The sequence below is a fragment of the Paenibacillus sp. FSL H8-0283 genome (assembly GCF_045040675.1).
Lineage (GTDB): Bacteria > Bacillota > Bacilli > Paenibacillales > Paenibacillaceae > Paenibacillus > Paenibacillus amylolyticus.
In genome coordinates, this window is the sequence record NZ_CP150295.1 from 2,026,836 (window position 1) to 2,050,960 (window position 24,125).

Here is a 24,125-nt window from a genome sequence, read left to right on the forward strand (position 1 = left end):
AGGATGCAGCAATGGAAGACAACAACAAGTTGAAAATCGAAAGCCGCTTAGCACAAATTGGGTCCATCAATGAACCGGTAACAGGCGCCATTAACTTTCCGATCTATCAATCCACTGCGTTTCGCCACCCTAAGCTTGGACAAAGCACGGGGTTTGATTATATTCGTACGACTAATCCAACCCGTAAAGTATTGGAAGAAGCCGCCGCAGCGCTGGAGTCCGGTGATGCAGGGTTTGCCTGTAGCTCGGGAATGGCTGCGCTGCAAACGATTTTTGCCATGTTTGGTCAAGGGGATCATCTGATTGTATCGCTGGATCTGTATGGTGGAACCTATCGTCTGCTGGAACGTATTCTGTCCCGTTTCGGCGTAACTGCTAGTTATGTGGACACGAATGACCTTGCAGCACTGGAGAAGGTTCGTCAGCCGAATACCAAAGCTGTATTTATTGAGACACCAACCAATCCACTGATGATGATCACCGATGTGGAAGCCGTTGCTTCCTGGGCGAAAAGTTACAACCTGTTGACCATTGTTGACAACACGTTGTTGACTCCATTTTTCCAACGTCCGATTGAACTGGGTGCCGATATCATCATTCATAGCGCTACCAAATATCTGGGCGGACATAATGATGTGCTCGCCGGACTAATTATTACCAAAGGTGAGGCGTTATCTGCTGAGATGGCGTTCCTGCATAATTCCATTGGAGCGGTATTATCTCCAAGTGACTCCTACCAGTTGATGAAAGGTATGAAAACGCTGGCTCTTCGCATGGAGCGTCATGAGCACAATGCACTTACTATTGCCAAATACTTGCTTGAGCACCCAGCGGTGGTTGAAGTGTATCATCCAGGTCTATCCGATCATCCGGGGTATGAGATACAGAACAAACAATCTACCGGTAACACAGGTATCTTCTCTTTCAAAGTGAAGGATGCACGTTATGTTGAACCGTTGCTGCGTCATATCAAACTCATTGCTTTTGCCGAAAGTCTCGGCGGAGTCGAATCACTTATGACTTATCCCGCAGTACAGACTCATGCGGATATTCCCCTTGAAATTCGTGAAGCCGTAGGTGTGGATGATCGTCTGCTCCGGTTCTCCGTAGGCATCGAACATGCAGATGATCTGATTGCAGATCTCGGCAATGCTCTGACAGCTGCACAACAGGAAGTGGAAGGAGGCGTGCACTCATGAGTGAGTCCAACAACAAGCCCAATTCCGAGTTGAAATTTGATACCAAGTTGCTCCATTTTGGCGATGAGATTGACAAAACGACTGGAGCCTCCAGTGTACCGATCTACCAAGCATCAACATTCCATCATTTTGATATCTTCAATCCGCCTCAACATGATTACAGTCGTTCGGGAAATCCGACACGTCAGGCTCTGGAAGATTACATCACATTGCTGGAGGGCGGCGCACGAGGCTTTGCCTATTCTTCGGGGATGGCTGCGATCTCAAGCGTGTTCATGATGTTCTCGGCAGGGGATCACATGATTGTAACGGAAGATGTATATGGAGGTACGTATCGTTTGCTTACTTCCATATTAAGCCGTATGCAGATCGAGACAACCTTTGTAGACATGACCAATATAGATGAAGTAAAAGCGGCACTCAAGCCAAACACCAAGGCAGTATATATGGAAACACCGTCCAACCCTACACTGCGGATTACGGATATCGCTGCTGTAACTGACTGGTCGAAGGAACATGACCTGATCACAATTCTGGATAACACCTTTATGACACCGTACTATCAGCGTCCAATTGAGCTTGGTGTGGACATCGTCGTACATAGTGCTACGAAGTTTCTCGGAGGTCACAGTGATGTACTGGCAGGGTTAGCCGTTGCTCGCACGGAATCACTTGGCGTACAACTAAAACAGTTGCAAAATGGACTTGGAACTGTACTCGGGGCACAAGAATCTTGGCTTCTGATGCGCGGGATGAAAACCTTGGGGGCTCGCATGGCTCATAGTGAACGGAGTACAGCCAAACTGGCGGCATGGCTTAATGAGCGCAGTGATATTACCGCTGTATTTTATCCTGGACTTGAGGATCATCCGGGCCGTGAGGCACATGAGCGCCAGTCCACAGGATATGGAGCTGTCGTTTCTTTTGACGTCGGTTCAGGTGATCGTGCAAAAGCAGTTCTTAACCGGGTGAAGCTCCCCATTGTTGCTGTAAGCTTGGGAGCTGTGGAGAGTATTCTGTCCTACCCAGCGATGATGTCTCATGCGGCAATGCCGGCTGAGGTTCGCCGTGACCGTGGCATTACAGATGGATTGCTGCGCTTCTCAGTAGGTCTGGAAGATATCGAAGATCTCATTGTAGATTTGGAGCAAGCACTTCAGGAATCCTAACAAAAGTGGATGCCCGAATACGCCGATGCGTATCACATAAGTTCGAACTAATTCTTTTCCATATGTAAAAATTTTTACTTATTTTTAAAGCACCTGTACATAAGGTGCTTTTTTTCACATGTAACCTGTGTTACGATATGTGGAGTACAGAAATACGATGTTGCCACCAGAACTTGCTTCTCTTGAACAAGTTGGGACGGATCGTTATATAATTTCTCTTCATGAGGGAGGCTTTTTTACGATGAGTACGGTAGACCGTATCTTAGATAAAGCCCTTCGGGGCGAACGTTTGGACTTGGAAGACACGATTGAGCTATTTGAATCGAATGAAGTGGACAAAATCGGGGCAGCTGCTAATGTCATTATGAAACGCATGCACCCTGAACCATACAGAACATTTGTAATTGGGCGTAACGTCAACTACACAAACGTGTGTGATGTGTACTGCCGTTTTTGTGCTTTCTACCGCAGACCTGGTTCGGATGAAGGTTATGTGCTTCCGGACGAAGTTATTTTCCAGAAGATTCAGGAAACGGAAGATGTGAATGGTACCGAGATTTTGATGCAAGGTGGAACGAATCCGAACTTGCCTTTCAGCTATTATACAGACCTGTTGAAAGCCATCAAAGAGCGTTTCCCAAACATCACGATGCACTCTTTCTCACCCGCTGAGATTATGAAAATGGTTGAAGTTTCCGATGGTCTTACATTGGAAGAGGTTGTACGCGCCATTCACGAAGCTGGTCTGGATTCCTTGCCTGGCGGCGGCGCTGAAATTCTGGATGACCGCACACGTCGGAAGATCAGCCGCTTGAAAGGTTCATGGCGGGATTGGATGGACGTTATGCAAACTGCACACCGCATCGGTATGAACACCACGGCAACGATGGTTATCGGACTTGGTGAATCGATGGAAGAGCGTGCATTACACTTGCTCCGTGTACGTGAAGCTCAGGACGAATGTATTGCGAACAAGTATGACTCCGAAGGTTTCCTGGCGTTTATCCCTTGGACTTTCCAGCCGGATAATACAAACCTCAAGCTGGAGCGTCAGACTCCAGAAGAGTACTTGAAGACTGTAGCCATCAGCCGCCTGGTACTTGATAATATCAAGAACATTCAATCCTCTTGGGTAACGATGGGTCCTGAGATCGGTAAGAAGTCGCTTGAATTTGGCTGTAATGACTTCGGTAGCACGATGATTGAAGAGAACGTTGTATCTGCTGCTGGTGCAACATATAAAGTTAACATTGAATCCATTCTCCGTTTGATTCGGGAGTCCGGTTATATCCCGGCACAACGTAACACCCGATACGAGATTGTGCGCATGTTCGACGAAGAAAATGCCGTACATGAAGATTTCGTAATGCAGAACTAATTCTAATTAATTCAATACTACTCTTTATAAACTTTGATCGTTAGATAAGTATTTATGAAGCCAAGCCCGCTGACTACTCCGTTTGGAGAGACGGCGGGCTTTTTGATTTCTTTCTGCGGTTCGAGGTCATCAAACAGTACATGTTACGCAATTGCCGATATTTTATATTGAAATTGAACTGTTACAATGAAAGGGAACTTGTGTAGTCAGACACGCTGGAAGGGGTTAAACCGATGAAGAGAAGAATACTTGGCAAGACGGAACTGGACGTACCTGTATTGAGTTTTGGAGCATCCTCACTCGGTTCTGTATTTCGTAACATTGACCGGGACGAAGGGATTCGCACTGTACATGCGGCCGTAGATGCGGGGATGAATTACATAGACGTTTCGCCTTACTACGGGCTGACAAAAGCGGAGTCCGTGTTGGGTGAAGCCATCCGTAGCTTGCCGCGCAGTTCATATATGTTATCAACCAAAGCCGGACGGTATGGGGAAAATGAGTTTGATTTTTCACGTCAGCGGATTCTGGATAGCGTGCAAGAGAGCCTGGATCGACTGCATACAGACTATATCGACATTCTGTTCCTGCATGATATTGAATTTGTGCCAGCAGAGATCATCGTAGAAGAAGCCTTTCCAACGTTGCTGCGTCTGAAAGAGCAGGGAGTTATACGACATGCGGGCATTTGTGGATTGCCCTTGCCGTTGTTCGAGAAGGTTCTGCCACAGATCGATGCGGATGCGATCATCTCGTATTGTCATTATTCATTGAATGATACCTCATTATTATCGTTATTGCCCCTGTTGGAAAAAAAAGAAATTGGCCTCGTCAATGCTTCGCCTCTTTCTATGGGCTTGTTGAGTACCCGAGGGGCTCCTGCCTGGCATCCGGCAGATGATCGGGTGAAAGAGCTCTGCCTGAAGGCTGCCCGCTTCTGTGCAGAACAAGGCAGTGACATTGCCAAGTTGGCCGTGCAATTCTCCACGTCGAATGAACGAATTCCGACAACACTGGTGAGCAGTGCCAGCCAGCGCAATATCCTCAATAATGCAGCCTGGATAGAGGAACCGATGGATCAGAGCCTGCTGGATGAAGTGCTGCGCATTCTGGCTCCATTGCATAACGAGACATGGTCAAGCGGAAGACCTGAATATAATACGAAGCCAAGCAACACGACAGCAGAAGCATCCAAGGGGGAACTACGATGAGAGCCATTGTATGTGAAGAAATAGATCAATTAAAGCTCCAGGACCTGCCTCAACCGGAACGAGCAGAAGGAGAGGCGTTGGTTGCCATTCGGCGGATTGGGATCTGTGGAACGGATCTGCATGCGTACAAAGGCAACCAGCCATTCTTTACCTATCCTCGTGTTCTGGGCCATGAACTGGCGGCTGTTATTGAAGAAATCGGTCCGAACGAGGCAGGATTACAGCCTGGGGATCAGGTAAGTATTATTCCGTATCTGCACTGCGGTCACTGTATTGCATGTCGCAGTGGAAAAACCAATTGTTGTGCGTCCATGCAAGTCATGGGTGTGCACGTAGACGGAGGCATGAGAGAAAAAATCAGCGTGCCTGTCTCACATCTGCTCTCAGCAGAAGGTTTGACGCTGGATGAGACGGCAATGGTAGAACCATTAAGCATTGGAGCCCATGCCGTCAGAAGAGCAGGAATTAAACCTGGTGAGCATGTGGTTGTGATTGGAGCTGGCCCCATTGGATTGGGTGTGATGGCATTCGCCAAACAGGCTGGAGCGCGTGTTATTGCCGTTGATCGTAATCTGGACAGGCTGGAGCTTAGCCGGACTTGGGCTGGAGCGGATGACCTAGTACAGGCCAATGAACATACCGTACAACAAGTGGCTGAAATTACGGGAGGCGACTATGCTACAGCTGTCTTCGATGCAACAGGTAACGTGAATTCCATGAATGAGGCCATTCAATATGTGGCGCATAGTGGTCAACTCATTTTTGTTGGACTGGTGAAAGCGGATATTACCTTTCATGACCCCGAATTTCACAAGCGGGAGATGAGTATCCTGGGCAGTCGAAACGCAACCCGTGAAGATTTTGAACAGGTCCTGTCGACCTTGCGTCAAAAGAAATTAAGTATGGATGGGTATATCACACACCGAGTGGAATTTGATGAGTCACCTACTGCAATAGATCAATGGTTATTGCCAGATTCACATGTAGTCAAAGCTATCGTTGAACTATAATATCAATTAATTATAATAACAGAAAAAAACGCTCTCTGACCTTGGTGGACAATACTGTCCATCCATAGGGGAAGAGAGCGTTTTTTATTTTTCCGGATTCGTTACAATACCCGCATGTGGATCAATGTGACGCACAATGGACTTCAACCAGATCATCTCCAGCACATGTACCTCATAATAAAGTGCACCCGGGATTTGCCTGATCCATCCTTCCGCCATCGCGAGTTGTGTTGAGTCAGAAGTGGCTTCCAGAATTCCAGGTTCACGGCGTAGCCGTTTGCGTACAGCTTTTTCAACTTGAGAGCTTTGTGTGGTCAATATGCATACTTTGCGTTTGGAAGAGAAGCCCCTGAACGCAATGTACACCATTTCATAAGCAATAAGATAGGCGATTACGGAATACATCGCTTGGTCCCAGCCAAAGACAACACCAGCGGCTGTCAGTATCAACAAGTTAAGCAGCATGATTATTTTTTCGATAAGCATCCGTTTTCCGCTAAATACACGTTCAGGTGGGCGGGAAGACGGATCACCGATTTCCAGCGTATCCAGTGTCCCGCCATACCGTACGACGAGCCCAATTCCGAGTCCGAGGCATAATCCGCCAAACATGGCGGCAGCCAGCGGATGCTCTACAAGTGGCGGCATGGGATGAAGCACAATGGCACCGATCGAAAAGACAACCAGACCTAGAACAGTAACCAGTACAAATTTCTTCTGCACAATCTTGTAAGACAGAAATATAAACGGCACATTGAATAAAAATAGGAACAATCCAATCCTCATTTCGGTCCAGTGGGCGAAGAGTGAGGAAATGCCTGTAATGCCTCCAATAATAATTTTATTGGGGTGTAAGAACAATTCAAGTCCCACGGAGGCCAGAATTCCGCCCGCAATAACGAGAAACAGGTTTAACCAGCGGCGGGTAGACGATATCCTGGTCTTGGCGGTGTTTGGCACCGGATTAGCCGATATCAGAGGTGCTTTCATAGGTCATCCTCCTTAGTGCGGCTTTCGAGCCATTCTCCCTGGGTTAGTCACAGAAAGATCGGCGTAAGAGCCGCGAAGTACGTTAGTATGTCTGTTCTGTACAGACATAGGTGTTATCCTTCTTTCTGCAGAACCTTTGGTTCGTCTTTCTTTTTCCGAGGATCTTTGAACTTGAATATTTTATCCAATAAACGGAATACATGTTTGGACTCTTTGGTTAATAAAGGACCCAGAATGGCCAGAATTAGGACATACAGCGCGGCAAACGGTTGAATCATTGGCAACAGTCCCCCGGCTTTACCCATGTTGGCCAAGATAATGGAAAATTCACCCCGTGACACAATGGTTAATCCAATATTCGCCGATGCTTTGGGTGATAGTCCTGCACTGCGCCCGGCCAGCATACCCGCCAGGAAGTTACCGAACAATGTAATAACAACTGCAATCAGAGCTAACCATACGGCATCGCCACCCAAGGACAACGGATCAATGGACAATCCAAAGCTGAAGAAGAAGATTGCTCCGAAGAAGTCACGGAACGGTAGAATCAAGTGCTCAATCCGTTTTGCGTGTTCTGTTTCAGCAAGCACCAGACCAACCAGTAATGCACCAATCGCTTCGGCAACATGAATAGTTTCAGAGAAACCAGCTACCAGGAACAAGGCTCCAAATACAACGAGAGAGAATAGTTCATTCGATCGAATTTTAAGCAATTTGTTTAGTAGCGGTGTTGCTTTGCGTCCAAGGATAATCACGATAAGCATGAATCCGAGGGCAATAAGTGCGGACATGATGACGCCTCCGATGGAGGATGAATCACTAAGCACAAGTCCGGACAAGATCGAGATATATACAGCGAGGAATACATCTTCGAACATAATAATACCCAATATCATCTCTGTTTCCGGGTTGGCCGTTCGTTTCAAATCAACGAGTACCTTGGCCACAATGGCACTGGAAGAGATGGTAGTTATACCTGCGATAATAAGTGCTTCTGCAACTGGGAAACCGGACACAAAACCGAATATTAATCCCAGCGTAAAGTTAATGCCGATGTAGATCGAGCCGCCAACTGCAATAGAGCGACCCGATTTAATTAAACGACCTACCGAGAATTCAAGTCCAAGGTAGAAGAGAAGGAACAGGATACCGATCCGACCCATAAATTCAATAAAAGGCTGACTCTCAATAAAACGGAAGTCCAGATGCCAGATTTTCATGGCATGTGGCCCCACGGCCATCCCGATCAGAATATAAAATGGTACGACCGAAAATCTTAGTTTTGCCGATAAAAGGCCGGCTGCTGCAATAAGCACAAGGGCCAGACCTACTTCGAATATCAAATGATCCATCTATTTACCCCCTTCCAGTCAGGAGGAGGGATTTAAACAGTTTCTGCTGATTGCGTTCGCCAACGGCTACCACCGTGGATTCTGCACTGATAACTACCTCCGGACCTGGGCTGATATGTTTTTTGTGATTTTTCTCTACAACGGCGATAACCGTTGCCCCAGAGTTTTGACGTACGTCCAATTCACCGATGGATTTACCGATACTTCCGAAGGATGGTTCGATTTTGTACCACTCGATAATCAGGTCGTCAAACGTTACTTCAATATTTTCAAGCTGTTTTGGTTTGTAAGTTAATCCGCCAACAATAGCAGCAATCTGTCGTGCTTCGTAATCGTCAAGTGTGATCATCGAGATGCTTTGATCGGGATCATCATACTCGAAGTGGTACATTTCCCGGCGACCGTCATCGTGAATAATAATGACAATTTTATCACCGCTGCTTGTTTCAATCTGAAATTTTTTGCCGATTCCCGGCAAGTCTGTTTCGCGTACATCCATGGATTGTTGCCTCCTTATAATTAGGGGCTGGCCATAGAAGACAGGCTTATTTCCCGAAAATGATTAATCTGCTGCTCAAGGGAACATCAAAAGATGCGGGTAAACAGAGCCAGAAATTCCTGACACAGCCATATGATTTGAATTTGTCGGTGTGGGTACAACAAAAATAGGTACTGTCATAAACATGGGTTTATCTAACGTGTGCTAAAAGGGTTATAAGTTATGCACAAGCGCACCGTCTTTCATTACAGAGGTGTCTTCATGCAAAAGCAACCTGTAAATACGTCGTAACGGCTAGTGAAGAGCGTTCACGTATTTTGGTGCTATAGGGGTGAGGGATACATACATGCTGGTAAACTTAATAGGTAGCAGAAATAATCTGCGTTTAAACAGACAATACCACGGTTTAAAGGACAGACCCGTTGTAGGGATTCGCAGCATCAATAACAATGCGAGGACAAGAAAGACAGGCTTATTATGCGTAACCGCAATCAGCTTGGACATAACTTGTGGATATTTGCGAATGACAGGTTTCTGCTGGGATTCGGGTATTTGCAACAGCACTTCCTTGTTGGAAGTTGCTTCTACAGACACCCCAACGGCAGATTCGGACTGCATCGGAATAGGGAAGCACAAGGCTTGGAAAACGCACAAAATGATAATGATAGTGTAGTGGAGTATTCTAGGTTGTTGTCTCATTTTGGCTTCCCTCCTTTCCCGTGAAATATACTGTTATTAAAATAATAACACATTTTTGTCTTAACTCCAAACCTCTTTATAATATACTGAGAAATCATGACACGCTTTCCATCAATCCGCTTCGTATATCCCCATCGGCCTTGCCATATACTTTGAACAGGAAGGAAAGGAGTGATTCTTGTGGAACTGTTTGCTGTATGGACCGATGTATCGGGGCAAGAGGAAGCGGATCAATTTTATCGTTGTGTCAAGGAAAAAACCAAAGGTTTACATATAAGTAAAAGAGGATTTCGGCTCACCTTCAAACATAATGATGGAAGAGCAACCTGGGTGTGCAGAGGGAATGAGAATCACGAAGACTTCCAGCAATGGCTTCCCCGGATCAGTGATCTGCTCTCCCTTGGACTCGCCGACTTCATTATGGAGACACAAGAACGGAGCATGGTGGAGGATATGATCGCCAAGGCGTGTTCTGTCATGGATGAGCATGAGGTGGAAAAGGTCAATCGAATCTGCATGCCACTTCTATTAAATGGTGATCTGGATCAGCCCGGACTTCGAGAGCGCCGTCGTACTACGTTAGCCAGTGGACTACGGCAGGACCTGGAGGATGTTCACTTTTTTCACCTTGAAGGCATTATCAACTTCCGCATACGGCCATATAAGCAGGAGCTTCAGGAATTAGTGGAGTATGCGCTGGATGAGTTCTGGATGGATCGGCAGTATGAAGAGTTTATGGGGCTGTTAAAATATTTTGTGTTTTTTCAAGAAGCCAAAGTACCTCTGGTTCATCTTGTACACAAGGGAATGCATGAATTTCAGGTCCTGGATGCTGGACTTAATCTGTTACCCGTGCAAAAGGATGAACAGGTCGTTGTGGAAATGCCGGGTCTGGAACTGGAGATGGATATTGAAGATATGATTGTAAGTACACTCATCTCGATCTCTCCTGAGAAGGTCATGCTCCATACACGCACCCCGGATCTGCCAATCATCTCAACCATATGCCAGATATTTGAAGACAAAGTGCAAATATGTCATCATTGCCCGGAATGCGAAGTGCTGCGCTCAGGATTGTTGACAGGTCTTGACGCAAGTGATCTCGGCAATTATAATAACTGTTGATCCATGAATTTTTCATGTGAACCATTGAACCAAAAGCGTTGACAAAGACAACAACCACACGCAAGATCGGTGCAGAGAGAGGAACCAAGGCTGAAATTTCCTCCGGATATCACGTATGGTTTACCCCTTTGTAGCTGCAATTTTGAAAGTGGAGTTAGAATATCGCCTTTAATGGGGATTATCCGCGAGTAAGGATCTGCCGGGTCATGCCCGTTATCGTCATGCCAATGAGGGCTGTATTTCCGAATATGGATGAATCAGCTGAATTAGGGTGGAACCACGAGTATATATCACTCGTCCCTTTGCCGGGACGGGTGTTTTTTGCGTTCCTTTGCAAAATGACTGGAATAGCAATAGATAATCAGTCCATAAATATCTGGACATGAAGGTTACATTAACAGGAGGAATGAGACAAATGGCAGTTAACATTAAATTACCGGATGGTTCGGTGCGTGAGTACGCGGATGGCAGCACCATTGAGGACGTAGCGGCTTCAATTAGCAGCGGATTGCGCAAAAATGCCGTAGCCGGCAAACTGGATGGTATCGTGGTGGACTTGTCCACAACACTTCATGAGGGAGCATTGGTGGAGATCGTAACTCTGGATTCACCAGAAGGACTTGAAGTGATGCGTCATAGTACAGCTCACTTGATGGCTCAAGCAGTGAAACGTTTATATGGTAACAAAGAGGTACGACTCGGTATCGGCCCTGTCATTGAAGATGGTTTCTACTATGATATGGACCTCGAACATGCGCTCAATCCTGAAGATCTGCAAAAGATCGAGAAGGAAATGGAACGTATTGTGAATGAGAACTTGCCAATTGTACGTAAGGAAGTTAGCCGCGAGGACGCGATCAAAACGTTCGAAGAAGTGGGCGATCCTTACAAACTTGAGTTGATTCGTGATTTGCCAGCGGACAGCGTGATTACGATTTATGAGCAAGGTGAATTCTTCGACTTGTGTCGTGGCCCTCACGTACCATCAACTAGCAAAATCAAAGTGTTCAAACTGATGAATGTCGCGGGTGCTTACTGGCGTGGAGATAGCAAAAACAAAATGCTTCAACGTATCTATGGTACGGCTTTTGTGAAAAAAGCACAGCTGGACGAGCATTTGCACTTCCTCGAAGAAGCTAAAAAACGGGATCACCGTAAGTTGGGTAAAGAGCTGGAAATGTTCACATTCTCCCAACTGGTCGGTCAAGGCTTGCCAATCTGGTTGCCTAACGGTGCGAAGCTACGCCGTACTCTGGAGCGTTATATTGTGGATCTGGAAGAAAGCCTGGGATACCAGCATGTATACACACCAGTTCTGGGTAACGTGGAATTGTACAAAACATCTGGACACTGGGAGCACTACCAGGAAGATATGTTCCCGAAAATGGTAATGGATAACGAGGAACTTGTTCTCCGTCCAATGAACTGTCCTCACCATATGATGGTGTACAAGTCCAGCATGCACAGCTACCGTGATCTGCCAATCCGTATTGCAGAGCTTGGTATGATGCACCGTTATGAAATGTCGGGGGCGTTAACAGGTCTGCACCGTGTACGTGCGATGACACTGAACGACTCACACATTTTTGCACGCCCGGATCAGATCAAAGAAGAGTTCGCTCGTGTTATCGAGTTGATTCAAACAGTCTATAAGGATTTCGGTATCAACGAATACCGTTTCCGTCTGTCCTATCGTGATCCGCAGGATACTGAGAAATACTTCCAAAATGACGAGATGTGGGAAATGTCCCAACGCATGTTGCGTGAAGTTGTGGAAGAGCTTGACCTTCCATTCTATGAAGCTGAAGGTGAAGCGGCGTTCTACGGTCCGAAGCTGGATGTACAGATCAAAACAGCTCTGGGCAAAGAAGAGACATTGTCTACGGTTCAACTAGACTTCCTGTTGCCTGAGCGCTTTGAACTTGAATATGTGGGCGATGACGGACAGAAACATCGTCCAGTCGTTATTCACCGCGGTGTAATTAGTACAATGGAACGTTTCACAGCATTCTTGCTGGAGAACTTTGCAGGAGCTTTCCCATTGTGGTTGTCTCCGGTACAGGCAAAAGTGATCCCAGTATCCGGAAACTTCGACGATTATGCGCGTGAAGTGGAAGCGAAACTGAAACGTGCGGGAATCTCTGCTGAAGCCGATCTGCGGAATGAGAAGCTTGGATATAAAATCCGTGAGGCGCAGCTGGAGAAAATGCCTTATATGTTTGTTGTTGGTGAGAATGAGCGTAATGCAGAAGCGGTATCCGTGCGTAAGCGTGGAGAAGGCGATCTGGGCATGAAACCGGTCGATGAAATAATCGCTCAATTGAAAGAAGAAATTGCAACACGTTTAGTATAAATGAACAAATGATTTATCAGATAACCAGTGCATAAGTTGCGCTGATCACTCTGCATAACGTCTGAATAACATGGGATTGACCTATGTTATTCAGGCGTTTTTTCGTAGTGTTTGCAGTAAAAAGTATAGATTAATTGCTTTTTGGAAAACCTTTGCAGTGAGGGGGAGGTTATACAATGAAAAAGCAATTCTCAATTCAAAAGAAACATATACGGGGTTTATTGGTTGGCTGTGTGATGTTCGCCGGGATGATGATTAACCTGAATCAGGCGGATGCCTATACATTTGAAGAGGAAAGTACAGTACTGCATGTCGAGAGTCAGAGCAGGGGCAGTGAAGGTCCGAAAATTGAAACATCGAGCAAGTCTGATCAAGAATTTCCAGAACAGGTTAGCCATCAATACAGCGACGAGGCCCAGCTGACGACCATGGTGTATATGGCTTTATTGTGGTCACCGCAACCGATGGTCATTCCAAGGCCTGAGCTTCCTGAGAAACAAGTGGCAGATCCGTCTATGCCGGTGCTTGCTCCGCGTTCAGAACAAATCCTGGGTACACAAAAGGTTACAGCAACGGGATATACGGCAGGTGTGGAGTCTACAGGAAAAGGACCAAAACATCCTCAATACGGAATTACGTATTCTGGTGTAAAAGTACGTCGTGATAAAGAAACAGTTTCCACGATTGCAGCTGATCCAAAATTATTCCCGATGGGTTCCATTCTGTACATACCGGGCTATGGTTACGGAATTGTTGCAGATACGGGTTCAGCGATCAAAGGCAATAAAATCGATCTGTATTTCCCGACAACCAAGCAAGTGTACAAAGAGTGGGGCAAAAAGGATGTGGAGGTACAGGTGATCAGGCAAGGCGCTGGGAAATGCACAGAAAAGATGCTCAGCGAGTTGGCCGATGCAATCGATGTGTACAAATCTGTACCGGATTCGTGGTTGGACAAGGCCATTTAATTTCACATGGTCACATGAATAACTGAAGTGCTCTCTCCACATAATACTGACTGGGGACGAACCCCGCGGTGCAGCAATGTATCGTAAATATGAAGAGAGAGGTGATTCGTTGTGGCTAAAAAATCACAAGGGTACCAAACGCCAAACGAGAAGTACAATGCAGAGTTTGGAGAAGAGAATGCAGCAGCAAAAGTGAAGCAATCTGCTCAAAACAAAGTACAAGATAATTTCCAAACACCTGATGAAAAATACAATGCCGAGTTCGGTGTAGAAAACACAGGCCAAACTGGCCAAGGCCAAGGCAAAGCATCAAAATACAAAAAATAATTGAAGATTCATTAATCAAATGATGATTCAGCACCCTGGAGCAGCAGCTCCGGGGTGTTTTACATATACGAAGTTTTTACATTAATATCCTCTGATCTCAGTCTCGAGACCGAGATGAATTCCACCTGCCGCCGCTGTTCTCATTGTCTTGTCTGAGTTACACTGGATACATAATACAGACAAAGGAGACATGAGCGATGAAACGATCGACGCGTGACCGCTGGTGGGTTGGCATACCTCTTATTGCTATTGGTGCGATGATCTTGTTCAGACAATTGGGATATGACATTGATGTAGGATATATTTTCAGAACATATTGGCCGTTATTTCTAATCTGGTGGGGGGTCAAAGGAATCTCCGAGATTCGTCGCAACGGGGGTTACGCCTTTATAGGACCGGTAATTGTACTGGCAATTGGTGGTTACTTTCTTGCCCGTAACCTGGGATGGATTGATTACTCCATGGGGGAGTTCATTCGTTATTTGATCCCGGTTATGCTGATTGGCGGAGGATTGTTCGTACTGATCGGGCCACGACGTCGTGATCGGAAACATCATGACAAGATGCAGCCACCTCCAGCACCTGAGCAACCTTATAAACCGTTGGCTCCGGAGGATCTGGAGATGCCGTCATCGTTTGACGAACAGTTCGAGAAAACATTTGGCAAACCAAAACAGGAACAGAAGAACGATGCACATGGCCCTCATTTCACAGGATCAACGGATTCATCATCACAAGGGCATCAATATAAGAAGAAACATCAATCGTATAACTCTAACGATACCGGATACGGAGAACATTATGATAATGGCTACGGAAATGGTTATGGGGATTATGGCAGTGGCAATACCATTAATAAATCGGCGTTCATCGGTGATCTGTACATGGGGCAGGAAGTGTTCTCGTTGAAACCAATGAACATCTCGGCTTTTATCGGAGATACTGTAATTGATTTGACGAAGGCACAGATTCCTTATGGGGAGACGAAGATTGTCATTTCTTCATTTATTGGGGATGTGAAAGTATTTGTTCCGGAAGATATGGATCTGGGTGTGACGGTGACGACAAATTCCTTCATTGGAGATATGTCACTGTTGAACCAGAAACGCGGCGGATTCCTGAGTAGTGCCCAGGCTGAAACTGCCCATTACCATGAAGCAAGCAAAAAAGTACGGATTATTGTAAGTGTGTTTATCGGAGACGTCAAAGTGAATAAGGTGGGTTAATGCATGATTCGAACAATTCTCAAGGCCAATAAATGGGAACTGATGATGTATTTTGCGCTAACTGGTCTGATTACGCTGGGCGGATTCTATCTATTGTATGGAGAGGTGTTGATGGGGGCTGGTCGTCAGCGGGCATGGACCTATGTTGCTGTTGTTGTGCTGGCCACCGTTATCACCGGATATATCGCTGCATTACGACTCCAACGCAAGATCGACCTGCTTGATCTCAACATGTTGAAAGTATCCAAGGGTAATCTGGCGGTGCGCATGCCTGAAGCGGATGACGCTTCGTTTGGTCGTGTCTATCAGGAGTTCAATGTCATGATGGATTCGATTGAGAAAAAGATGAGACTGCTTCAGCGCCTCGGTGAGCAGGAAGTCATTGAGAAGGAGCAAGCCTCGGAGCGGGCTGTGCTTGAAGAGCGCAAACGAATGGCAAGGGACCTCCATGACACGGTTAGCCAGCAGCTGTTTGCCATGCATATGTCGGCTTCGTCCTTACCGCGACTGCTGGAGATGAATCCGGAACATGGCGGTAAAGTACTGGACCAGTTAATCCAGATGTCGCATATTGCACAGCGTCAGATGCGAGGACTTATTGCCCAACTTCGACCGGTGGAGCTGGAAGGGCGTGACCTCACCGCAGCACTGGATAGTTGGTTTCCTGATTATTGCAGGCAGAATGGTCTTAAAGGTGTGAAAGAGCTGGAACTGGATGGCGGAATCTCGGATGCCATTGAGCACCAGCTGTTTCTTGTTATTCAGGAGGCAGTTGCCAATGTCGTGAAGCATGCAGAGGCTGGAGTGGTTAGTCTGTCCATACGGGAGAGTGAACATCAGATCAGCATGAGCATCAGCGATGATGGTCAGGGATTTTTACAGCAAGCGGAGCGTCCGGGTTCATACGGGTTATCTACCATGCGTGAACGGGCGGAGAAGCTTGGGGGGCAAGTTCAGATTATATCGAAACCGGGAGCGGGAACGACGGTACGGGTATTGATCCCGAAATTCCCGAACGTTCCTGAGTGAACCAGAGGGGGAGACGCAATGAGTGGTAAAGTAAACGTGATGATTGTGGATGACCATGATATGGTGCGCATGGGCTTGAAAACATATCTGATGCTGGAACCTACTTTTCATGTGATGGGAGAAGCGGGCCACGGGCAGGATGCGCTTGATCAGTTACGTAAGTTAAATGATAGTGAAATGCCGGACCTGATCCTGATGGATCTGATGATGCCTGTAATGAATGGCGCTGAAGCAACAAAAGCCATCATGACTGAATTTCCAGGGATGAAAATTGTGATGCTCACCAGTTTCCTGGAGGATGATCTGGTTGTGCAAGCGATTGAAGCGGGTGCGGTAAGTTATGTACTGAAGACAGTCTCTGCTGAAGAACTGATCTATGCTCTGCAAGGGGCATATAGAGGCATGCCTGTTATGACAGGTGATGTTTCGCAGGCGTTAACCCGGGGAATCAGACAACGTACAGCGAGAGAGAGTGAATCGGGTCTGACTGAACGGGAGAAGGAAGTGCTGCTGCTTATTGCAGAGGGAAAGACCAACAAAGACATTGGAGAAGAATTACATATCAGTATCAAAACCGTCAAAACACATGTAAGTAACCTGCTGATGAAATGTGAGATGGACGATCGTACACAGTTGGCCATCTATGCTCATCGTCAGGGATGGGTGAAAACGAAAGGGTAAAATGCCGTCGTGACGGGGAAAAGAGTCTATTCTTATGTGCTTTTATCTCCTTTTTAATTGTTTTTAAGGTACGGTTAAGGTTTAAAGTACAAAATAAGGACAGTTAAAGAATATCTCTTGGGAATAAGAGATTGGGAGGTAGAGAGGCATGGACGAACGCAACTATAGATCGAACCGTCAAGACGAGGAAAACGAAACCAAACAAACGGAGAATCGCAATTCTTCCGGAACGGACGAATCCTCCTATTATTATTCTTATGGACCTTTTCAGTCCGTGAATCAGGAAGATACAGCAAATCACATGGGAAGCACTAATCAGCGTGAAGAAGGAAATGTAGAGATTACAAAACCTGATCCGGTGAGACCCGTACCTACTTACTATAATAGTGAACCATCCGAACAAGCGAAAAGATCATCAGCAGGCGGCGGAAACGGCTCAGGTAACGGTGGAGATCAAGGGAATGGCGGCAAAGGCAACTGGAACTATAATAACCGCAAGCCACGTTCTTCCGTAAGATCACTTCTATTTTCCTTTATTGCCGGGATGCTGGTCATCACCGTTCTCATGTACACAGCTGATAGAACAAACATGTTCACACCGGAGACGGCACTTACGAACACAGACAATCAAAGTTCAGGACAGGAAGCGTCTACAAACACAGGCGGAGGCAACAATGTCACAGCGTCGTTACTGCCAACAGGCAAAGAAGATGTGTCTTCCGTAGTAACAAGTACAAGTCCGGCTGTCGTCAAAATCGAAACACTCGCGAAGCAGTCCTCACGTACAGGATTGGGTCAGGGTGGATCAAATACAAGTGATCCGCTGTACCAATACTTCTTTGGTAATGGGGGCGGAACGGAAGGCAATCAAGGCCAAAGCCAGCAACCACAAAGCGGTAATCAGCTTGTGCCTATGGGCATTGGTTCCGGGTTCATTTTTGACAAAGAAGGATATATCCTGACGAACCAACACGTTGTTCAGGGTGCAGATGTAATCCAGGTAACCCTGGAGAACAACAGCAAGCCTTATGAGGCTAAATTGCTGGGAAGCAGCTTTGATCTGGATTTGGCTGTATTGAAAATTGAGAAAAACAGTGGTGACGATGCGTTCCCTGTAGCTCCACTGGGTGATTCCAACAGTACTCAAGTCGGTGAATGGCTTGTAGCTATTGGTAATCCTGAAGGATTCGAACACACGGTTACAGCAGGTGTACTGAGTGCCAAAGAACGTACGATCAGCATTCCAGATGAAGAAACAGGAAAAACACGTGAGTACAGCCATTTGCTGCAAACAGATGCTTCGATTAATCCGGGTAACTCCGGTGGTCCGTTGCTTAACCTGAATGGGGAAGTTATCGGAATGAACGTTGCAGTAAGCGCAGATGCACAGGGAATTGGTTTTGCAATCCCGTCGAGCGTCATCTCTGAAGCCGTTAAATATCTTAAAGAGAACAAAGAAGTTCCCAAAGAGCCAGTACCCTTTATCGGTGCGTCTCTGATGGCTCTCACGCCTGAAGTTGCTAAACAAATGGGAACAGACGTTACCGAAGGTTCAGTTGTAGCCAGCACGATCTTCCAATCACCGGCTTACCAAGCAGATCTTCGTGCATATGACATCATCACAGGTGCCAATGGTACGCCGTACGCGACAAGTCAAGATCTGATTGATTTTATCAAGAAACAGGAAATCGGTAGTGAAGTTACACTGAACGTGGTGCGTGATGGTAAGAAGATGGATCTGAAAATCAAAATCGGCAACAAAAATGATTTTGATACTTCACAAACAACAGATACACAACAGCAGCAACCATAAATATCGGGCAAGGATTAACACAACGGAAGGGTTTGAAGGCCCTTCCGTTTTTTTGCCCTGATGAAGCAGGGTTACAATGGACCAGGACGGATTGGAGACGCCTACTTGAAGATGCAGATTGTGCTTCCGCCTGTTACAATGGGATAAAACGTTAGGATAAAGGAGAAAGACCACCATGCGCTCAACTATTTTGATTGTGGATGATGACGAAAAAATTGTATCCATGCTCCGCCGGGGGCTGGCTTTTGAAGGATATGAGGTACAGACGGCTTCCAATGGAGCCGAAGGCCTCAGCAAACTGATGGACAAGGAGCCGGACATCGTTGTGCTGGATGTGATGATGCCGCAGATTGACGGATTTGAGGTATGTCGCAGATTGAGAGAAGCAGGCAGCAAAGTGCCTGTGCTGATGCTTACGGCCAAGGATGAAGTACAGAGCCGGGTGACCGGACTGGACACAGGAGCCGATGACTACCTTGTAAAACCTTTTGCGCTGGAAGAATTATTGGCACGTGTCCGTGCATTGCTACGCCGCAAGTCAGATAGTGCGGGTACGCCGGACAACCGCTTAATGTATGAAGATATCATTTTGGACAATGACTCACGTGAAGTATTGCGAGATGGGCAGCGTCTGGAGCTGACTGCCAAAGAATTCGAACTGTTGAATCTGTTCATGCAAAATCCAAGACGGGTACTGTCCCGTGATCTGATTATGGATAAAATCTGGGGTTATGATTACAGCGGTGAGTCTAACGTGCTTGAAGTATACATTGCCATGCTCAGACAGAAGACTGAAGAATACGGTGGCAAACGTCTAATCCAGACCATCCGGGGAGCCGGTTATATTCTGAGAGGTGACTCCTGACATGTCCATTCGGTTAAGACTAACCGCATGGTATTCTGGTATTCTGGCCGCCGTGCTTATTTTTTGGGGCGTTGTCATCTATGCTTTTGTTTATTTTAATTCCTATCAGGAAGTCGAACAGCAATTAAAGGTGAAAAGTGCCCGGATTACGGATCAAATTGGTGTAAATCCTCTTTCGCAGTCGTTGGATCTGGACCCATTTACAGAGAGCCAGCTTCAGGAGGCACAAATTTACATTCAACTCTGGGATTATCAGAGTCGCTCAGGCATAATTTCCGGCAATATGAAAAAACTGGAGATTCAGTTTCCGGTATTAAAAGCCAATGAAATTCTTGAAAAGCGAGGCATATCCAAGATCTATGTGGATGGTACACCGTTTCTGGTGAATCAGCTTCCCCTTTCTCTTCAGGGTACCAATGAAGTACGTGGAATTCTTCAGGTTGGTGCGAATGTAAGTTCACAAGAGCGCTTGCTGGAAGCGTTGCTTAATATTTTGGTTTTTGGCTGGCTGGTAGCGATGGCCCTCGCTATTACCTCAGGTCTCGTCTTGGCTCGCAAGTCGATGCGTCCGCTCGTGACTGTCATTGATGCCGCCAATCAGATTCAATCTGGAGATGACTTAAGTGTACGTATTCAATATGCTGGGCCGAAGGATGAGATCGGGCGTCTGATTGAAACGGTGAATAATATGCTTGAACGTACAGAATTGTCATTCCGTGGTTTGGAGGAGACGAATGCTGCCCAGCGCCGCTTTGTATCCGATGCATCGCATGAACTGCGTACGCCGCTGACCACCATTCGCGGGAACGTAGACTTCTTGAAGAAGCTGTGGGATCAGGAAGGAAGCGACCGACCGAATCTGGATGAGGAGACTGTCAAACAAATGTCGCTGGAAGCCATTGAAGATATGGCGGACGAGGGAAAACGTATGAGCAGGCTGATCAGCGACATGTTATCGCTGGCGAGAGCGGATACGGGTCAGAAAATTGAACTGAATCCGATCCCGCTACAGATTCTCGTACAGGAAGTGGCACGCAGAGCACAATTTCTGGATCGTCAGGCAGACTGGCTTCCAGGAGATTTTTCCACCCTGAACGGCATTTATGTGAACGGTAGCAAGGACTATCTGCAACAGATGCTGTTTATTTTCATCGAAAATGCGTTTAAATACACACCTGAAGGCTCTGTGACGCTGGATGCCGTATTATACAAGGGCCAGGTGGGACTACGCATTAGCGACACCGGTATTGGGATGGATCGGGACGAAGTGCCGTTCATCTTTGATCGTTTTTATCGGGCAGATGAATCCCGCGGGGCTACACCGGGCATAGGTCTGGGACTTTCGATTGCGAAGTGGATTATTGAGGAACACCATGGATCGGTTGAGGTTGTGACCAGACGTGGAGAAGGAACCACCTTTATTATCTGGTTGCCGGTTGTCTTTGCTCCGCCTATCGAATAAAGGTATAATAGACAGGACTGCAATTACATCGGCAACGTTGCCGAGAAAGAAAGCGGGTGGCAACCAAGTGGAAGTACTACGAATTTCGCCGCGGGGATATTGTTACGGCGTTGTGGATGCGATGGTGCTCGCGCGTCAAGCGGCACGCAATCTGGATTTACCACGACCTATTTATATATTGGGTATGATTGTGCATAACCAACATGTGACGGATTCCTTTGAAGATGAAGGTATTATTACATTGGATGGTCCGAACCGGATGGATATTTTGAGCCAAGTGGAGAGTGGCACGATTATTTTCACAGCTCATGGTGTATCTCCTGAAGTGCGCAAGTTGGCACGAGACAAAGGATTGACAACAGTGGATGCAACATGCCCTGATGTCACCAAGACCCATGATCTCATTCGGGAGAAGACGGCAGAAGGTTATCAGATCATCTATATTGGTAAAAGGAATCACCCTGAACCAGAAGGTGCCGTAGGTGTTGCACCAGATCTCGTTCACCTGATCGAGAAGGAAGAAGAGATCGAAGAGCTGAACGTATCTCCAGGCAAAATCCTTATTACAAATCAGACAACGATGAGCCAGTGGGATATCAAACACATTATGAGCCGTCTGCTGGAGAAGTTTCCGGGCGCAGAGATTCATAATGAGATTTGCCTTGCAACTCAGGTTCGTCAGGAAGCTGTTGCGGAACAGGCAGGTCAGTCGGACCTGGTTATCGTGGTGGGTGATCCTCGCAGCAATAACTCTAACCGTCTGGCACAAGTGTCGGAGGAGATTGCGGGTGTTACGGCCTACCGTGTATCTGATGTTTCCGAGATTCAGCAAGAATGGCTGAAAGGTGTAAATAAGGTGGCGGTTACTTCGGGTGCATCAACACCAACACCGATCACGAAAGAAGTCATCCTTTACCTGGAACAGTATGAACATGACAAGCCGGAGACGTGGGAGATCAAACGTACCGTGAACATGAGCAAACTGTTGCCTCCAGTTAGAGAAAAAACACGTACACCTTAGGGCAAAGGAAATGTAAAAGTAAGTCTGAATTAAAAACGAGATGTGATTGAGAAGAATCCTGTTATGCAGATCCGAATGTCGGAGCCTGCGGAGCAGGATTCTTTTTGTATATGGATAAGGAATGTGTACCTTGACGCAATCAGATAACTATGGTATATTCACTTTAACGGATAAAAGCTTAAAAGCGAACAAGCGTTTAAGCGCGACAGAGTTTTTAAATTTAATCAGACGCACATTAAGAAATGATTGTGCTCTCATACAAGGAAGGATGGGAATTAATATGATCGTTATTGCAGGCAAAGCTACACCGGAGGAACAGATTCAGGATATCGTTGCAGTTATTGAAAAAGAAGGGCTTCAGGTGCATATCTCTCGCGGAGAGGATCGTACTATCATTGGTTTGATTGGTAAAGTTGAACCTAAAATGCAAGAGCATCTTCGCCAAATGAAAGGTGTCGAGAATGTCGTTAAAATCTCGAAGTCTTACAAATTGGCAAGTCGCGACTTCCATCCGGAAGATACGGTGATCTCCATCAAAGGTGTAGATATCGGCGGAAAAGAACTTGTTGTCATGGGCGGACCATGTGCGGTTGAATCCGCTGCACAGATTGATGAGATTGCAGGGCTTGTGAAAGCTGCTGGTGGGCAAGTGTTACGTGGTGGTGCATTTAAGCCTCGTACGGGTCCTTACAGCTTCCAGGGAACGGGTGTAGAAGGATTGATCATGATGGCGGAAGCAGGCAAGAAACATGATCTGCTGACCATTACAGAAGTCATGACACCTGAGTATGTGGATATTTGCGCCGAGTACGCAGATATTCTGCAAGTAGGTACACGTAACATGCAGAACTTTGACCTGCTCCGCAAATTGGGCGAGTGTGGCAAACCGGTATTGTTGAAACGTGGCTTCAGTGCGACATACGATGAATTGTTGAATGCGGCTGAATACATTCTTGCGGGTGGTAACCCAAATGTTATGCTGTGTGAACGTGGTATTCGTACGTTTGAATCCTACACACGGAATACGCTGGATCTGTCAGCAATCCCTGTTCTGCAGTCTCTGAGCCATTTGCCGGTTATTTCTGACCCGAGCCATGGTACTGGACGACGTGAACTGGTGGAACCGATGACAAAAGCTTCCGTTGCTGCGGGTGCCAATGGCCTGATCATTGAAATGCATACCGATCCGGATAACTCCATGACAGGAGATGGTGTGCAATCCTTGTTCCCTGACCAATTCGCTAACCTGTTGCAGGATCTGGAGAAATTGGCACCAATCGTGGGTAAATCATTCAGCACAGCCAAACAACCGGCAGAATTTTTCCCGGCACGTGTAGGCGTGTAATAAAAATTTCTATAGTCAAGGTCTGGATCATCATCCGGGCATCTCCTCTGATCTCGTTCATTGCAACGGAATCAGATAGATGCTCGGTTTTTTGCATATTTTGCAGTTTTGAACGTATTTATTAATCAATAGTGATAAGAAACATTTATGATGTGAAGTTTTTCCCATGATTTAGGTTAAAATAGGGGTCGCTTTACCGCATTAAACCAGTTAAATGTATATGAAAATAGTTGTTATATGAATTTATGCTATTTATAAAGTGTGAGTATATCTAACATCCCTTCAAAAAATACCTTACATAAGTATTGACGATGTCATGTTTTAAAATTTATAATGACGACAGAAAAAAATTCGAATTTAGACATTTTCTTAGTGGGGTTGTTTAATGTTCGGAATATTTGGG

At 46.3% G+C, this 24,125-nt stretch carries 21 protein-coding genes; 17 read left to right on the plus strand and 4 right to left on the minus strand.

The window, feature by feature from the left end; translation table 11 throughout:
- Positions 1-11: 11 nt before the first annotated feature.
- From MHI52_RS09320 to MHI52_RS09340, 5 genes are all read left to right on the plus strand, one after another.
- Entirely contained in the window at positions 12-1,199 is a 1,188-nt protein-coding gene (locus MHI52_RS09320; RefSeq protein ID WP_076327044.1) for a PLP-dependent transferase, read from the plus strand.
- On the plus strand, positions 1,196-2,368 hold the full coding sequence (locus MHI52_RS09325) for a PLP-dependent aspartate aminotransferase family protein (protein ID WP_036669808.1): 1,173 nt from the start codon (positions 1,196-1,198) through the stop codon (positions 2,366-2,368). Before MHI52_RS09320 ends, MHI52_RS09325 begins: the two co-directional genes overlap by 4 nt.
- 241 nt (positions 2,369-2,609) lie before the next feature.
- Positions 2,610-3,746, plus strand: a complete 1,137-nt coding sequence (gene mqnC, locus MHI52_RS09330) for a cyclic dehypoxanthinyl futalosine synthase (RefSeq protein WP_047844209.1) — start codon at positions 2,610-2,612, stop codon at positions 3,744-3,746.
- 233 nt (positions 3,747-3,979) lie between these two features.
- Complete coding sequence (locus MHI52_RS09335) at positions 3,980-4,957, plus strand: aldo/keto reductase (protein WP_315371903.1); 978 nt, start codon at positions 3,980-3,982, stop codon at positions 4,955-4,957.
- Positions 4,954-5,967, plus strand: a complete 1,014-nt coding sequence (locus tag MHI52_RS09340) for a zinc-binding alcohol dehydrogenase family protein (RefSeq protein WP_405158914.1) — start codon at positions 4,954-4,956, stop codon at positions 5,965-5,967. Before MHI52_RS09335 ends, MHI52_RS09340 begins: the two co-directional genes overlap by 4 nt.
- A gap of 84 nt (positions 5,968-6,051) precedes the next feature.
- Here MHI52_RS09340 and MHI52_RS09345 read toward each other — a convergent pair whose 3' ends face one another.
- The 4 genes from MHI52_RS09345 to MHI52_RS09360 form a co-directional block, all read right to left on the minus strand.
- Positions 6,052-6,957, minus strand: coding sequence for a YitT family protein (locus tag MHI52_RS09345; protein ID WP_051447155.1), 906 nt, complete (start codon positions 6,955-6,957; stop codon positions 6,052-6,054).
- 113 nt (positions 6,958-7,070) lie between these two features.
- Positions 7,071-8,309, minus strand: a complete 1,239-nt coding sequence (locus MHI52_RS09350; protein ID WP_405158915.1) for a cation:proton antiporter — start codon at positions 8,307-8,309, stop codon at positions 7,071-7,073.
- 4 nt (positions 8,310-8,313) lie between these two features.
- Positions 8,314-8,808: a cation:proton antiporter regulatory subunit gene (locus MHI52_RS09355; RefSeq protein ID WP_036610059.1), complete on the minus strand. Its 495-nt coding sequence runs from the start codon at positions 8,806-8,808 to the stop codon at positions 8,314-8,316.
- 294 nt (positions 8,809-9,102) lie between these two features.
- Positions 9,103-9,507 (minus strand): hypothetical protein, encoded by a 405-nt coding sequence (locus tag MHI52_RS09360; RefSeq protein WP_051447154.1) that lies wholly within the window; start codon positions 9,505-9,507, stop codon positions 9,103-9,105.
- A gap of 171 nt (positions 9,508-9,678) precedes the next feature.
- Between MHI52_RS09360 and MHI52_RS09365 the strand changes: the two genes are divergently transcribed.
- From MHI52_RS09365 to aroF, 12 genes are all read left to right on the plus strand, one after another.
- Positions 9,679-10,632 carry a putative sporulation protein YtxC gene (locus tag MHI52_RS09365; protein WP_051447153.1) on the plus strand — a complete coding sequence of 318 codons (954 nt, stop codon included), beginning with the start codon at positions 9,679-9,681 and terminating at the stop codon, positions 10,630-10,632.
- A 415-nt stretch (positions 10,633-11,047) separates the two neighbouring features.
- Positions 11,048-12,985: a threonine--tRNA ligase gene (thrS, locus tag MHI52_RS09370; protein ID WP_076327039.1), complete on the plus strand. Its 1,938-nt coding sequence runs from the start codon at positions 11,048-11,050 to the stop codon at positions 12,983-12,985.
- Between the two features lie 428 nt (positions 12,986-13,413).
- Positions 13,414-13,953 carry a 3D domain-containing protein gene (locus tag MHI52_RS09375; protein ID WP_081595013.1) on the plus strand — a complete coding sequence of 180 codons (540 nt, stop codon included), beginning with the start codon at positions 13,414-13,416 and terminating at the stop codon, positions 13,951-13,953.
- Positions 13,954-14,064: 111 nt separating this feature from the next.
- Positions 14,065-14,280, plus strand: coding sequence for a hypothetical protein (locus MHI52_RS09380; RefSeq protein ID WP_036610057.1), 216 nt, complete (start codon positions 14,065-14,067; stop codon positions 14,278-14,280).
- 197 nt (positions 14,281-14,477) lie between these two features.
- Positions 14,478-15,506, plus strand: coding sequence for a cell wall-active antibiotics response protein LiaF (gene liaF / locus MHI52_RS09385; protein WP_405158916.1), 1,029 nt, complete (start codon positions 14,478-14,480; stop codon positions 15,504-15,506).
- A 3-nt stretch (positions 15,507-15,509) separates the two neighbouring features.
- Entirely contained in the window at positions 15,510-16,535 is a 1,026-nt protein-coding gene (locus tag MHI52_RS09390) for a sensor histidine kinase (RefSeq protein WP_036669825.1), read from the plus strand.
- A gap of 18 nt (positions 16,536-16,553) precedes the next feature.
- Positions 16,554-17,216 carry a response regulator transcription factor gene (locus tag MHI52_RS09395; RefSeq protein WP_017689597.1) on the plus strand — a complete coding sequence of 221 codons (663 nt, stop codon included), beginning with the start codon at positions 16,554-16,556 and terminating at the stop codon, positions 17,214-17,216.
- A gap of 148 nt (positions 17,217-17,364) precedes the next feature.
- The gene (locus MHI52_RS09400) at positions 17,365-19,029 is read left to right on the plus strand and encodes a S1C family serine protease (RefSeq protein WP_036610051.1); all 1,665 of its coding nucleotides are present in this window, start codon (positions 17,365-17,367) and stop codon (positions 19,027-19,029) included.
- A gap of 175 nt (positions 19,030-19,204) precedes the next feature.
- Positions 19,205-19,894, plus strand: coding sequence for a response regulator transcription factor (locus MHI52_RS09405; protein ID WP_036610048.1), 690 nt, complete (start codon positions 19,205-19,207; stop codon positions 19,892-19,894).
- Between the two features lies 1 nt (position 19,895).
- Entirely contained in the window at positions 19,896-21,356 is a 1,461-nt protein-coding gene (locus tag MHI52_RS09410) for a cell wall metabolism sensor histidine kinase WalK (protein ID WP_127544400.1), read from the plus strand.
- A 67-nt stretch (positions 21,357-21,423) separates the two neighbouring features.
- Positions 21,424-22,377 (plus strand): 4-hydroxy-3-methylbut-2-enyl diphosphate reductase, encoded by a 954-nt coding sequence (locus MHI52_RS09415; protein WP_315371544.1) that lies wholly within the window; start codon positions 21,424-21,426, stop codon positions 22,375-22,377.
- 280 nt (positions 22,378-22,657) lie between these two features.
- Positions 22,658-23,722: a 3-deoxy-7-phosphoheptulonate synthase gene (gene aroF / locus MHI52_RS09420; RefSeq protein WP_036610039.1), complete on the plus strand. Its 1,065-nt coding sequence runs from the start codon at positions 22,658-22,660 to the stop codon at positions 23,720-23,722.
- Positions 23,723-24,125 lie beyond the last annotated feature (403 nt).

Excerpts from the sequence above, each read along its gene's own strand:
- MHI52_RS09355 (WP_036610059.1), bottom strand. The coding sequence starts at position 8,808 with ATGGATGTACGCGAAACAGACTTGCCGGGAATCGGCAAAAAATTTCAG.
- MHI52_RS09325 (WP_036669808.1), top strand. The coding sequence starts at position 1,196 with ATGAGTGAGTCCAACAACAAGCCCAATTCCGAGTTGAAATTTGATACC.
- MHI52_RS09345 (WP_051447155.1), bottom strand. The coding sequence starts at position 6,957 with ATGAAAGCACCTCTGATATCGGCTAATCCGGTGCCAAACACCGCCAAG.
- MHI52_RS09340 (WP_405158914.1), top strand. The coding sequence starts at position 4,954 with ATGAGAGCCATTGTATGTGAAGAAATAGATCAATTAAAGCTCCAGGAC.
- MHI52_RS09335 (WP_315371903.1), top strand. The coding sequence starts at position 3,980 with ATGAAGAGAAGAATACTTGGCAAGACGGAACTGGACGTACCTGTATTG.
- mqnC (WP_047844209.1), top strand. The coding sequence starts at position 2,610 with ATGAGTACGGTAGACCGTATCTTAGATAAAGCCCTTCGGGGCGAACGT.
- liaF (WP_405158916.1), top strand. The coding sequence starts at position 14,478 with ATGAAACGATCGACGCGTGACCGCTGGTGGGTTGGCATACCTCTTATT.
- MHI52_RS09320 (WP_076327044.1), top strand. The coding sequence starts at position 12 with ATGGAAGACAACAACAAGTTGAAAATCGAAAGCCGCTTAGCACAAATT.
- MHI52_RS09395 (WP_017689597.1), top strand. The coding sequence starts at position 16,554 with ATGAGTGGTAAAGTAAACGTGATGATTGTGGATGACCATGATATGGTG.
- MHI52_RS09350 (WP_405158915.1), bottom strand. The coding sequence starts at position 8,309 with ATGGATCATTTGATATTCGAAGTAGGTCTGGCCCTTGTGCTTATTGCA.
- thrS (WP_076327039.1), top strand. The coding sequence starts at position 11,048 with ATGGCAGTTAACATTAAATTACCGGATGGTTCGGTGCGTGAGTACGCG.
- MHI52_RS09400 (WP_036610051.1), top strand. The coding sequence starts at position 17,365 with ATGGACGAACGCAACTATAGATCGAACCGTCAAGACGAGGAAAACGAA.
- MHI52_RS09360 (WP_051447154.1), bottom strand. The coding sequence starts at position 9,507 with ATGAGACAACAACCTAGAATACTCCACTACACTATCATTATCATTTTG.
- aroF (WP_036610039.1), top strand. The coding sequence starts at position 22,658 with ATGATCGTTATTGCAGGCAAAGCTACACCGGAGGAACAGATTCAGGAT.
- MHI52_RS09375 (WP_081595013.1), top strand. The coding sequence starts at position 13,414 with ATGGTGTATATGGCTTTATTGTGGTCACCGCAACCGATGGTCATTCCA.
- MHI52_RS09390 (WP_036669825.1), top strand. The coding sequence starts at position 15,510 with ATGATTCGAACAATTCTCAAGGCCAATAAATGGGAACTGATGATGTAT.
- MHI52_RS09410 (WP_127544400.1), top strand. The coding sequence starts at position 19,896 with ATGTCCATTCGGTTAAGACTAACCGCATGGTATTCTGGTATTCTGGCC.
- MHI52_RS09405 (WP_036610048.1), top strand. The coding sequence starts at position 19,205 with ATGCGCTCAACTATTTTGATTGTGGATGATGACGAAAAAATTGTATCC.